The following is a 12,078-nucleotide window of genomic DNA, read 5'->3' as shown; positions in this document are numbered from 1 at the left end:
TCGTGGACACCTTCGCTCTGATCGTGACCATCGGTGTCGCGCTCGGCTTTACCTATACGAATGGTTTTCACGACTCCGCGAACGCGATCGCGACCTCCGTTTCGACGAGGGCGCTGACCCCGCGCGCGGCGCTGGCCATGGCGGCCGTGATGAACCTCGCCGGCGCCTTCCTGGGCAGCGGGGTCGCCAAGACGGTCAGCGAGGGCCTGATCGAGACGCCCCACGGCAACCGGGGCATGTGGATCCTCTTCGCGGCGCTGGTCGGTGCGATCGTCTGGAACCTGATCACCTGGTACTTCGGTCTGCCCTCGTCCTCCTCGCACGCGCTGTTCGGCGGCATGGTGGGCGCGGCGCTGGCCGGCGGCACCGAGGTGATCTGGTCGGGCGTGGTCGACAAGGTCGTCATCCCGATGTTCGTCTCGCCCGTCGTGGGTCTGGTCGTCGGTTACCTGGTCATGGTCGCCATCCTGTGGATGTTCCGCCGGGCCAACCCGCACAAGGCCAAGCGCGGTTTCCGTATCGCGCAGACCGTCTCGGCGGCCGGCATGGCCCTGGGCCACGGCCTCCAGGACGCGCAGAAGACCATGGGCATCGTGATGATGGCCCTGGTCATCGCCGATGTGCAGGCCGCCGGTTCCGAGATCCCGATCTGGGTCAAGATCGCGTGTGCGGTGATGCTGTCGCTGGGCACGTACGCGGGTGGCTGGCGCATCATGCGCACGCTCGGCCGCAAGATCATCGAGCTGGACCCGCCGCAGGGCTTCGCGGCCGAGACCACCGGTGCCTCGATCATGTTCGGCTCGGCGTTCCTCTTCCACGCGCCGATCTCCACCACCCACGTGATCACCTCGGCGATCATGGGTGTGGGTGCCACCAAGCGGGTGAACGCGGTCCGCTGGGGCGTCGCCAAGAACATCATCCTGGGCTGGTTCATCACGATGCCGGCCGCGGCGCTCGTCGCCGCGGTCAGCTTCTGGATCGTGAACCTCGCCTTCGTGTAGCGGGACAACGAAAGCGGGCCGGCTCCCCCCACCCAGGGGGAGCCGGCCCTTTTTCTTTCTTTCGCCTTGCGGTGGCACCGCCATGCAGCACCGCAGGACGTTCAGATCACGCGGCGGAGCCGCATGATGTCTCGTCCGGGCTTAGCCGAAGCGGCCCGAGATGTAGTCCTCGGTCGCCTGCACGGACGGGTTGGAGAAGATCCGGTCCGTGTCGTCGATCTCGATGAGCTTGCCGGGCTGGCCGACGGCGGAGAGGTTGAAGAAGGCGGTGCGGTCCGAGACGCGGGCCGCCTGCTGCATGTTGTGCGTCACGATGACGATCGTGAAGCGCTCCTTCAGCTCGCCGATCAGGTCCTCGATCGCCAGGGTGGAGATCGGGTCGAGGGCCGAGCAGGGCTCGTCCATCAGCAGGACCTGGGGCTCGACCGCGATGGCGCGGGCGATGCACAGACGCTGCTGCTGGCCGCCGGAGAGGCCGGAGCCCGGCTTGTTCAGGCGGTCCTTGACCTCGTTCCAGAGGTTGGCGCCCTGGAGGGACTTCTCCACGATGTCGGTCAGCTCGGACTTCTTGAAGCTGCCGTTCAGCCGCAGGCCCGCCGCCACGTTGTCGAAGATCGACATGGTGGGGAAGGGGTTGGGGCGCTGGAAGACCATGCCGACCGTGCGGCGGACCGCGACCGGGTCCACGCCGGGGCCGTACAGGTTCTCGTCGTCCAGGAGGACCTTGCCCTCGACGCGGCCGCCGGGGGTGACCTCGTGCATGCGGTTGAGGGTGCGCAGGAAGGTGGACTTGCCGCAGCCGGAGGGGCCGATGAAGGCGGTCACGGAGCGGGGCTCCACGGTCATCGAGATGTCATCGATGGCCTTGTGGGTGCCGTAGAAGGCGGACAGTCCGCTGACGTCGATTCGCTTCGCCATGAGGGGTCACTTCGCTTTCATGTGGTCGCGTCAGCGACCGGTCTTCGGGGCCTTCCAGCGGGCGATGCCGCGGGCCACCAGATTGAGGATCATGACGAAGGCGATCAGGACGAGCGCTGCGGCCCATGCCCGGTCGTAGGAGGCTTCACTGCCGACCTTGTACTGCTCCCAGATGTAGAGGGGGAGCGAGGACTGAGCACCTTCGAAGGGGTTTCCGTTGATCAGCTGGGAGCCGAAGACCAGCAGCATGATCGGCGCGGTCTCACCGGCGATGCGGGCTACGGCCAGCATGACACCGGTGGAGATGCCGCCGATGGCGGTGGGGAGCACGACCTTGAGGATCATGCGCCACTTCGGCACGCCGAGGGCGAGGGCGGCCTCGCGCAGCTCGTTCGGGACGAGCTTGAGCATCTCCTCGGTGGAGCGGACCACGACGGGCATCATCAGGATCGACAGGGCCATGGCGCCGGCGAAGCCGGAGGGGCCGAAGCCGAGCATCAGGTTCCAGGTCGTCAGGATGAACAGACCCGCGACGATGGAGGGGATGCCGGTCATGACGTCGACGAAGAACGTCACGGCCTTGGCGAGCGAGCCCTTGCCGTACTCGACCAGGTAGACGGCGGTCAGCAGGCCGATGGGGGCCGCGATCGCGGTGGCCAGGGCGACCTGCTCGATCGTGCCGAGCAGCGCGTGGTAGACGCCGCCGCCCTGGTCGAAGCTGGTCACTCCGTTCATGGAGTGGCTGAGGAAGTTCCCGTCGAGGAGCTTGATGCCGCGGCTGATCGTGGTCCACATCAGCGAGAGCAGCGGGATGACCGCGAGGACGAAGCAGACCCACACGACGGAGGTCGCGACGCGGTCCTTGGCCTGGCGGCGGTTCTCGATGACCGCGCTGGCGGTGTACGTGACGGCGACGAACAGGAGGGCCGCGAGCAGGCCCCACTGGATCTTGCTGTCGAGGCCGAAGACGAGGCCGATGCCGGTGCCGAGGGCGATCGAGAGGACCGCGATGCCGGCCGGGGCCCAGCGGGGCAGGCCGCCTCGGGTGAGGCTGGTGGGGGCGGCGGACTTCGGGGCCCGGGCGGGCCGCTGGTCCTGGAGTGCGTGGCTCATCAGGCGTTCGCCCCCGAGAAGTCCTTGCGGCGAGCGATGATCAGGCGAGCTGCACCGTTGACCAGCAGGGTGAGCAGGAAGAGGACCAGGCCGGAGGCGATCAGCGCGTCCCGGCCGAACTCGTTGGCCTCGTCGAACTTCGCGGCGATGTTCTGCGCGAAGGTTCCGCCGCCCGGGTTCAGGACGTGGAACGAGATCAGGAAGCTCGGGGAGAGGACGGTCGCCACGGCCATGGTCTCGCCGAGTGCGCGGCCGAGGCCGAGCATCGAGGCGGAGATGACGCCGGAGCGGCCGAAGGGCAGCACCGACATCCGGATGACCTCCCAGCGGGTCGCGCCGAGGGCCAGGGCGGCCTCCTCGTTCATGCGCGGGACCTGGAGGAAGACCTCGCGGCTGACGCTGGTCACGATCGGCAGGATCATGATGGCGAGCAGGATGCCGACGGTGAAGAGCGAGCGGGCGACGCCGACCTGGGTCTTCTCGAAGACGTAGGTCCAGCCCAGGTACTCGTCGAGCCAGAGGTTCAGCCCGCCCAGCTGCGGGACGAGGAAGAGGGCGCCCCAGATGCCGTAGATGATCGACGGCACGGCGGCCAGCAGGTCGACCACGTAGGCGAGGGGCGCGGCCAGCTTGCGCGGCGCGTAGTGCGAGATGAAGAGGGCGATGCCGACAGCGATCGGAACCGCGATGGCCATCGCGATGATCGAGCTGACGACGGTGCCGAAGAGCAGGACGGCGATGCCGAAGACGGGCGGGTTGGCGGACGCGTTCCAGTCGAAGGTGGTGAGGAAGTTCCCCTCGTTCTTCGACAAGGCGATCGAGGCCCGGTAGGTGAGGAAGACGGCGATCGACGCCATGATCACCAGGAGCAGGATGCCGGAGCCCTTGGAGAGGCCGGCGAAGATCTTGTCACCGGCGCGGCCGGTGGACCTTCCGCTCTTGGCGACAGGCGGAGCCGTGTCTATCTGGGTGGGTGTGGTGGAAGCCATAATCTTTCCGGTCTGAGTGGGGGGCAGGCCCCCTGGCGGCGGTGCACCGGATTTCCCCCGGGTGAAGGGGAAAGGTCCCGGGTCCGGTCCGCTCCGGACGGGGAGTGGACCGGACCTCGGGGTCAGGATTTAGCCGAGGGTCTTGATGACTTCGCGGACCTTGGTGTTGATCTCGGCCGGGATCGGCGCGTAGCCGTTCTCGGTGAGGACCTTCTGGCCGGCGTCGGAGGCGGCGTAGTTCAGGAAGGACTTCACGGTGGCCAGCGTCTCGGGCTTGTTGCCCTTGTCGCAGACGACCTCGTAGGTGACCAGGGTGAGCGGGTAGGCGCCCTCGGCCTTGGTGGTGTAGTCGAGCTTCAGGGCCAGGTCGGAGCCGGTGCCGGAGATCTTGGCGGCGGCGATGGCCTTGGAGGCGTTCTCACCGGAGGCCTTGACCGGGGCGGAGGCGCCGGTGTTCAGGTCGACCGTCTTGATGCTCTGCGAGCTGGCGAAGGAGAGCTCGAAGTAGCCGATCGCACCGTCGACCTGCTTGACCTGGGCGGCGACGCTGGAGGAGCCGGAGGCGGCCTGGCCACCCGGGGCGGCCCACTTCTTGGCGGCCTCGTACGGCCAGGCGTCGCCCGCGGTGGCCTTGAGGTACTTGGTGAGGTTCTCGGTGGTGCCCGAGTCGTCGGAGCGGTGGAAGGCCTGGATGGCGGTGGAGGGAAGCGTGACGCCCGGGTTCAGCTTCTTGATCGCCTCGTCGTCCCACTTCTTGATCTTGTCGTTGAAGATGTTGGCGATCGTGGCGGCGTCGAGGTTCAGCTTGTCCACGCCGGCGACGTTGAAGCCGAGGGCGATGGGGCCGCCGACCATCGGCAGGTCGATGCCCTGGCCACCGGTGCAGATCTTCTTCGACTCCTCGACCTGCTCCGGCTTCAGCGCCGAGTCGGAGCCGGCGAAACCGACGGTGCCCTGGTTGAAGGCGACGATGCCCTCACCGGAGGAGGAGGACTTGTAGTTCACCTCGACGCCCGGGCAGGCGGCCATGTAGTTCTTCACCCACAGCTCGACCGCGTTCTTCTGCGCGGAGGAGCCCGACGCCAGGAGCTTGCCCTTGGCGTCGTCGCACTTGATGTCGCCCGCGGCGGCCGCGGAGGGCTTGGCCGTGCCGTCGGCGGTCTTGGTGTTGTCGTCCGAGCCGCACGCCGTGAGGACCAGGGCGCCGGACACGACAAGCGCCCCGAGGGCGGAGGCACGAAGCATGTTCTTGCGCTGAAGCTTCACTTTCGGGTGTTCCTTCCAGAAGCCGCCGGCCGCTTTCTGTATCGGGGCGGCGTGCGAAGAGGACTACGTCGGTTTGCGCGGCTGAGCTGCTCGGTCTGCGGGCGACTCGCTCCGTGCATCACCGAAATTAGGCAGAACAGGTGAAGCCGCCGACCGGGCCGAGTGAACGGACGGTGAACCATGGCGGACGACCCGGTGCGTCCCGGCCGGTCCGCGCACGGGCGTAACCATCCGTTACCCGGCCGTTATCCCGCCGTGACCGCGCCGGTGAAACCGGCGGCGCCCGATGTCAGCGGTGCCGGGAGCCAGACGTGCCGGAAGGCCAGGCGGGCGGCCTCGACCTCGTGGCGCTGGTCGGCGTGCAGCACGCCGAGGGCGTACGCCGTGGCGGGGGCGATGCGGGGGGTGCGGGCCGCGGTCGCGGAGGCCGCCGCGGCCTCGGCGGCGTCGCGGTGGCGGTCCAGGGCCTGACCGGCGATTTCCAGCCGGGTCACGTCCTCGCCCAGCGCCTCCTGTGCGTACCGGTGGACCCGCAGGAGGCGGCGCACCTCGTGCCAGAGCCCGTCGTGGTCCGCGTTGTACGGGTGCTCGTCCTCGGCGGGCGGCAGCGCCGCGATCGCCGCCGACAGGCGGGTTTCGGCCACCTCTGCCAGTGGTACGAGGACCTTCGCGACCCGCCCCCGGGCCGCGACCACGTCCAGCGGAACCTCCGAGGCCAGCACCGCCACCGCGTCCGCCACCGCGTGGAAGCGGGCGGAGCCGAGCGCCTGGAGCGTCGCCGAGTGGGCGCGGGTCCGCGCCAGGGTCAGCTGGCGCTCCAGCAGCGCGCCGGCGCGGGCCGAGCCCACCGTGAGCGCGCCCGCGCCGCCGCGCGGCGCCGGGACCTCCGGGGCCCCCGACAGCCGGTGCAGCGCGTCGAGCAGCCGCACCAGCCGGGCGGCGTACGCGTGCTCGTCGGCCAGGGTCGAGGACAGCCACACCAGCTCGGTGCGCAGCCCGTCGGCCCAGGACGACTCGGTCACCACCCGGAAGGTGGCCAGGGACCCGCTGATGCGGCGCGCAGCCCCCCGCAGGCTGCGCGCCGCGTCGCTTCCTTCCGCGGCATCGGCCCCGCTCTCCTCGTGCAGGCGCAGCCCGCGGAGGAAAGCGGTGGCCTGCGAGCGCAGGTACGTGCCGAGCACGTCACCCGCGTCCGCCCCTGCCATCGGGTCATGGTTTGGCTGAGCCACGCCGGCGCCTCCGGGCGTCTATGAGCATCTCCTGTACGTGCCGCAGCGGCTGGCCGTCCGCGTCCGTGCTGTGCCGGGTCCATTCGCCGTCCGGTCCCAGGTGCCAGGAGGACGTGAGGTCGGACATCCCGGTTTCCAGCATCCGGTCCAGTGCCGCGCGGTGGGCCGGGTCGGCGACCCTGACCAGTGCCTCGATGCGGCGGTCGAGGTTGCGGTGCATCATGTCGGCGCTGCCGATCCACACCTCGGGCTCGCCGCCGTTGCCGAAGGCGAAGACCCGGGAGTGCTCCAGGAAGCGGCCGAGGATCGAGCGGACCCGGATGTTCTCCGAGAGCCCGGGGACTCCTGGGCGCACCGCGCAGATGCCGCGGACCCAGATGTCGATGGGGACCCCCGCCTGGGAGGCCCGGTAGAGCGCGTCGATGATCGCCTCGTCGACGATCGAGTTCATCTTCAGGCGCACGGAGGCGGGACGGCCGGCCCGGTGGTGGTCGGCCTCCTTGTCGATCCGCGCTATCAGCCCGTCCCGCAGCGACCGCGGCGCCACCATCAGGCGGCGGTAGGTCTCGCGGCGCGAGTAGCCGGACAGCCGGTTGAAGAGGTCGGAGAGGTCCGCGCCGACCTGCGGGTCGGCGGTGAGCAGACCGAGGTCCTCGTAGAGGCGGGCCGTCTTCGGGTGGTAGTTGCCGGTGCCGACGTGCGCGTAGCGGCGCAGCTGGTCGCCCTCCTGGCGGACGACGAGCGACAGCTTGCAGTGGGTCTTGAGGCCGACGAGCCCGTAGACGACGTGGCAGCCGGACTCCTCCAGCTTGCGCGCCCACTTGATGTTGGCCTGCTCGTCGAAGCGGGCCTTGATCTCGACGAGTACGAGGACCTGCTTGCCGGATTCGGCGGCGTCGATCAGGGCGTCCACGATCGGGGAGTCGCCGGAGGTGCGGTAGAGCGTCTGCTTGATCGCGAGGACGTCGGGGTCGGCGGCGGCCTGCTCCAGGAAGGCCTGCACCGAGGTGGAGAAGGAGTCGTACGGGTGGTGCAGCAGGACGTCCCGCTCGCGCAGGGCGGCGAAGATGTCGGGCGCGTGCGCGGACTCGACCTCGGCGAGGTCCCGGTGGGTGCCGGCGACGAACTTCGGGTACTTCAGCTCGGGCCGGTCCAGGGAGGCGATCCCGAAGAGGGAGGTCAGGTCCAGCGGGCCGGGCAGCGGGTACACCTCGCCGTGGGAGACCTTCAGCTCCTGGACGAGGAGGTCCAGTACGCCCGGGTCGATGGACTCCTCGACCTCCAGGCGCACGGGCGGGCCGAAGCGGCGCCGCATGAGCTCCTTCTCCAGGGCCTGGAGGAGGTTCTCGGCGTCGTCCTCCTCCACTTCGAGGTCCTCGTTGCGGGTCACGCGGAACATGTGGTGCGCGAGCACCTCCATGCCGGGGAACAGCTCCTCCAGGTGCGCGGCGATGACGTCCTCCAGCGGGACGTAGCGCTGCGGGGAGGCCTCCAGGAAGCGGGAGAGGAGGGGCGGGACCTTGACGCGGGCGAAGTGGCGGTGGCCGCTGACCGGGTTGCGTACGACGACGGCCAGGTTGAGGGAGAGGCCCGAGATGTACGGGAAGGGGTGCGCGGGGTCCACGGCCAGCGGGGTCAGCACCGGGAAGATCTGGTTCCGGAACAGCGTGAAGAGGCGGGCCTGCTCCTTCTCGGTGAGGTCGGGCCAGCGGATCAGGTGGACGCCTTCTTCGGCGAGCGCCGGGGAGATGTCCTGCTGGAAGCAGGCGGCGTGGCGGGCCATGAGCTCGCGCGAGCGGGTCCAGATCAGGTCCAGGACCTCACGGGGCTGGAGGCCTGAGGCCGAACGGGTGGCGACGCCGGTCGCGATGCGGCGCTTGAGGCCGGCCACGCGGACCATGAAGAACTCGTCGAGGTTGCTCGCGAAGATCGCCAGGAAGTTGGCGCGCTCCAGGAGGGGCGTCGTCGGATCTTCGGCGAGCTCCAGGACGCGCTCGTTGAAGGCGAGCCAGCTGCGCTCCCGGTCGAGGAACCGGCCGGGCGGCAGCTCGCCGCCGTCCTTGTCGTCGTAGGCGTCCAGGTCGGCGTCGAGGTCGGGCTCGAGGTCGACGTGGGGGCGGTGCGCGCTGATGGAGCCTATGCGCGCGTGGGCGCCGGTGACGGCCATATTGCCCGGCCCTCCCGCGGGGGCGGCGGACGTGTGAGACGGGTGCTGGGCGGGGACCTCGGTGGGGCCGACGCTGGGCTGGTGGCTCATGACTCCATTCTTCCGCGCGCGCGGGAGGACAGGCGCGTCGGAAGTGTCGGCCGTCAGTCGGAGGCGGGGCTGCCGGGGCTGCATGGGGGGAGAGTCGCAAGCGCGCATTAATGCCTGGTTAATGGCGTATGGCTTCCCGGCTCTGGCTGGTGCACGAGTGGGCGTGCGCCGCCGAGGTGGGTGGGCCCGCGCGCCTCAAGGATCGGGGCTCCGCCCCGGGCCCCGCGCCTCAATCGCCGGCGGGGCTGGATTTGGCCCGTCTGCGTGGGTGGGTGCGGCTTACGGATCGGGGCTCCGCCCCGGGCCCCGCGCCTCAAACGCCGGCGAGGCTGGATGTGCCTCGTCGGCGCCTCGGGCGGGGACCTCCCGGCGGGGGCCGGGTCAGCTTTCGGTGCGGTACATCAGGTCCACCTCGTGGGTGGTGAAGCCGAGGCCCTCGTAGACGGCGAGGGCCGCCGGGTTGTCGGCGTCGACGTAGAGCATCGCCGTCGGGAGGCCGGCGTCCGACAGGTGGCGCAGGCCGATGGCCGTGAGGGCCTTGCCGAGGCCGCCGCCCTGGGCGCCCGGGCGGACGCCCAGTACGTAGACCTCGCCCAGCTGCTCCGCCCGGTGGACCTTGGTCCAGTGGAAGCCGACCAGCTCGCCGTCCCGCTCCGCGAGGAAGAAGCCCTTCGGGTCGAACCACGGCTGCGCGATCCGGTCGTTGAGGTCCCGCTGGGTCAGCGCGCCCTGCTCGGGGTGGTGGGCGAAGGCGGCCGCGTTCGTCGCGAGCCAGGCCGCGTCGTCCACGCCGGGGACGAAGGTGCGGATCGTCACCCCGGGCGGGAGCACCGGCTCGGGCAGCGGGCCGCCCTCCGACAGCGGCCTGCGGAGCTGGCGCAGTTCGCGGAAGAGGGTCAGGCCCAGGACCTGCGCGAGGTGCCGGGCGGCCGATTTGCCCCCGTGCGCCCACACCCGGATCCGCTTGCCGGAGGCGGCCAGCAGGGCCGTGCCCAGCGCCCGTCCGTGGCCGCGCCCGCGCAGCGCCGGGTGGATGACCAGCTCGGCGGCCGGGGCCTCCACCGGGTCGGTGTCCTCCAGTTGCCCGTATCCGGCGAGCCGGCCGCCCTCGGTGAGCAGGAAGTGCCGGATGCCCTCGCGCGGCCCGCCGCGGAGCTGGAGCCGCCCCTGCTCGGAGACGGCGGTGGTGCCGTCGGTGCGCGCCGCCTCCTCGATCAGGGCGAGCACGGAGTCGGCCTGTTCCTCCGTCAGCTCGTCGAGGGTCTGAATCTGCCGTCCCGGCTCCAGGGCCGCTGCTGCGTCAGTCATGTCATGAGCCTACGACCGTCGCGGGCGGCGGGCGGGGGCGGGCGCGGGGTCGGTCCGTCTTCTGCGCGTAACCAGCTCGATACCCGTTCCCCCCTGTCGTGCTACGCGCGTTGACAATAGGCTTCGGCGGACCTCCCAAGCAGTATCGCTGTCCACAAAGGGGATTAAATGTCAGCGACGCCACAACGGCACCGCCGAGCCCGCCGGTTGACCTTCGCCGCCCTCGCCGTCACGGCAGGGGCCGGCGCGATGGTCGCCGCCGCACTTCCGGCCGGTGCCGCGAGTGGTGGCGGTGCCGGCAAGAGCCGGACCGTCGACGTGCAGATGCTGTCGTTCAACGACTTCCACGGCACGCTGGAGCCCCCGCAGGGCTCTTCCGGCAATGTGACCGAGCGTCAGGCCGACGGCACCACCAAGGCCATACCCGCGGGCGGGGTCGAGTACCTCGCGACCAGCCTGCGCGAAGCCCGCAAGGGCCACGAGTACTCCGTCACGGCCGCGGCCGGTGACATGATCGGCGGCAGCCCGATGCTGTCCGGGCTCTTCCACGACGAGCCGAGCATCGAGGCGCTGAACAAGCTCGACCTGGACGTCACCAGCGTCGGCAACCACGAGTTCGACGAGGGCCGGACCGAGCTGCGCCGCATGCAGTACGGCGGCTGCCACCCGGTCGAGGGCTGTTTCGAGTACGGCAAGGAGTTCCTGGGCTCCGAGTTCCAGTACCTCGCCGCCAACGTGACGGACGTGAAGACCAAGCGTCCGATGATGTCGCCCACCTTCATCTGGAAGAAGGGGGACGTGAAGATCGGCTTCATCGGCGTCACCCTGGAGGGCACGCCGGACGTCGTCACCGCCGAGGGCGTCAAGGGCCTGAAGTTCGGCGACGAGGTCGAGACGATCAACAAGTACGCGGCCGAGCTGAACAAGCAGGGCGTGAAGTCGATCGTCGCGCTGATCCACGAGGGCGGCCTGCCCGCGAGCGGCGCGTACAACTACGACTGCGACGTCCCGGGCGCCGGCGCCGGCATCTCGGGCGCGATCGTGGACATCGCCAAGAACGTGGACCCGAAGGTCGACGCCCTGGTGACCGGCCACACGCACCAGGCGTACGCCTGCAACATCCCGGACCCGGCGGGCAACCCGCGCATGGTGACCTCGGCCGCCTCCTACGGCCGGCTGTTCACCGAGAGCACCCTGAAGTACGACCGGCAGACCAAGGACATCGTCCGTACGGCGGCCGGCGTCTCGAAGCCGGTGCAGAAGGTCGTCACCCGTGACGTGCCCAAGGCGCCGGACATGACCGAGCTCCTCGGCCGCTGGAACGCCCTCGCGGCCCCGGTCGCCAACCGTCCGATGGGCTACATCTCGGCGGACATCCCGGGCCGCGGCTCGGAGTCGCCGGAGAAGCCGCTGGGCGACCTGATCGCCGACGCGCAGCTGGAGGCCCTGGCCCCGGCCGACAAGGGCGGCGCGCAGCTGGCCATCATGAACCCGGGCGGCATCCGTGCCGACCTGGCCTACAAGGCCGCGGGCGCCGAGGGCGACGGTGTGGTGACGTACGGCGAGTCCTACACGGTCCAGCCCTTCACCAACATGATGAACATCGTGGACCTGACCGGCGCGCAGCTGATCACCGCGCTCCAGCAGCAGGTCAGCGGCACGGTCAACGGCCCGAACCCGAAGATCCTGCAGGTGTCGAAGGGGTTCACCTACACCCTCGACATGACGAAGACGGGTGCCGACCGCATCGTCGTGGACTCGGTGAAGCTGAACGGCGCGGCGATCGACCCCGCCAAGACCTACCGGGTCGCGATGAACGAGTTCCTCGCGGGCGGCGGTGACGGCTTCACCGTCCTGAAGGAGCACAAGAACAAGCTGGTGGGCGCGTCCGACCTGGACTGCTTCAACGCCTACCTGGGCAAGTCGACGGCCACGAGCCCGATCGCGCCGCCGGCGGCGGACCGGATCACGGTCGTCAAGTAACTTCCGCAAGCGCC

The 12,078-nt window shown here is 69.9% G+C and carries 9 protein-coding genes; 2 read left to right on the top strand and 7 right to left on the bottom strand.

From position 1 onward, the window contains the following. Positions 1 to 2: 2 nt before the first annotated feature. Positions 3 to 1,001: an anion permease gene (locus tag ACFWBN_RS30595; RefSeq protein WP_385181897.1), complete on the top strand. Its 999-nt coding sequence runs from the start codon at positions 3 to 5 to the stop codon at positions 999 to 1,001. 141 nt (positions 1,002 to 1,142) lie between these two features. Here ACFWBN_RS30595 and pstB read toward each other — a convergent pair whose 3' ends face one another. The 7 genes from pstB to mshD all read right to left on the bottom strand — a co-directional run bounded on the left by pstB (position 1,143) and on the right by mshD (position 10,081). Next, positions 1,143 to 1,919, bottom strand: coding sequence for a phosphate ABC transporter ATP-binding protein PstB (pstB, locus tag ACFWBN_RS30590; protein ID WP_385181894.1), 777 nt, complete (start codon positions 1,917 to 1,919; stop codon positions 1,143 to 1,145). Between the two features lie 30 nt (positions 1,920 to 1,949). Next, the gene (gene pstA, locus ACFWBN_RS30585; protein ID WP_385181891.1) at positions 1,950 to 3,032 is read right to left on the bottom strand and encodes a phosphate ABC transporter permease PstA; all 1,083 of its coding nucleotides are present in this window, start codon (positions 3,030 to 3,032) and stop codon (positions 1,950 to 1,952) included. Beyond that, positions 3,032 to 4,021, bottom strand: a complete 990-nt coding sequence (gene pstC, locus ACFWBN_RS30580) for a phosphate ABC transporter permease subunit PstC (RefSeq protein WP_385181888.1) — start codon at positions 4,019 to 4,021, stop codon at positions 3,032 to 3,034. Before pstC ends, pstA begins: the two co-directional genes overlap by 1 nt. A gap of 129 nt (positions 4,022 to 4,150) precedes the next feature. Beyond that, positions 4,151 to 5,287, bottom strand: a complete 1,137-nt coding sequence (pstS, locus tag ACFWBN_RS30575; RefSeq protein WP_385181886.1) for a phosphate ABC transporter substrate-binding protein PstS — start codon at positions 5,285 to 5,287, stop codon at positions 4,151 to 4,153. A 245-nt stretch (positions 5,288 to 5,532) separates the two neighbouring features. After that, positions 5,533 to 6,492 (bottom strand): CHAD domain-containing protein, encoded by a 960-nt coding sequence (locus ACFWBN_RS30570; RefSeq protein WP_385181883.1) that lies wholly within the window; start codon positions 6,490 to 6,492, stop codon positions 5,533 to 5,535. Positions 6,493 to 6,496: 4 nt separating this feature from the next. After that, on the bottom strand, positions 6,497 to 8,773 hold the full coding sequence (locus ACFWBN_RS30565; RefSeq protein ID WP_385181880.1) for an RNA degradosome polyphosphate kinase: 2,277 nt from the start codon (positions 8,771 to 8,773) through the stop codon (positions 6,497 to 6,499). Between the two features lie 381 nt (positions 8,774 to 9,154). Beyond that, on the bottom strand, positions 9,155 to 10,081 hold the full coding sequence (gene mshD, locus ACFWBN_RS30560) for a mycothiol synthase (protein WP_385181877.1): 927 nt from the start codon (positions 10,079 to 10,081) through the stop codon (positions 9,155 to 9,157). Positions 10,082 to 10,249: 168 nt separating this feature from the next. On the opposite strand from mshD, the gene ACFWBN_RS30555 reads away from it, so the two are divergent. Next, the gene (locus tag ACFWBN_RS30555; protein ID WP_385181875.1) at positions 10,250 to 12,064 is read left to right on the top strand and encodes a bifunctional metallophosphatase/5'-nucleotidase; all 1,815 of its coding nucleotides are present in this window, start codon (positions 10,250 to 10,252) and stop codon (positions 12,062 to 12,064) included. Positions 12,065 to 12,078: the final 14 nt, after the last annotated feature.

This window comes from Streptomyces sp. NPDC059989, from assembly GCF_042736975.1.
Classification (GTDB): domain Bacteria; phylum Actinomycetota; class Actinomycetes; order Streptomycetales; family Streptomycetaceae; genus Streptomyces.
The sequence above is the reverse complement of the archived record's forward strand: the minus strand, read 5'-3'. Positions and strand labels throughout refer to the sequence as shown.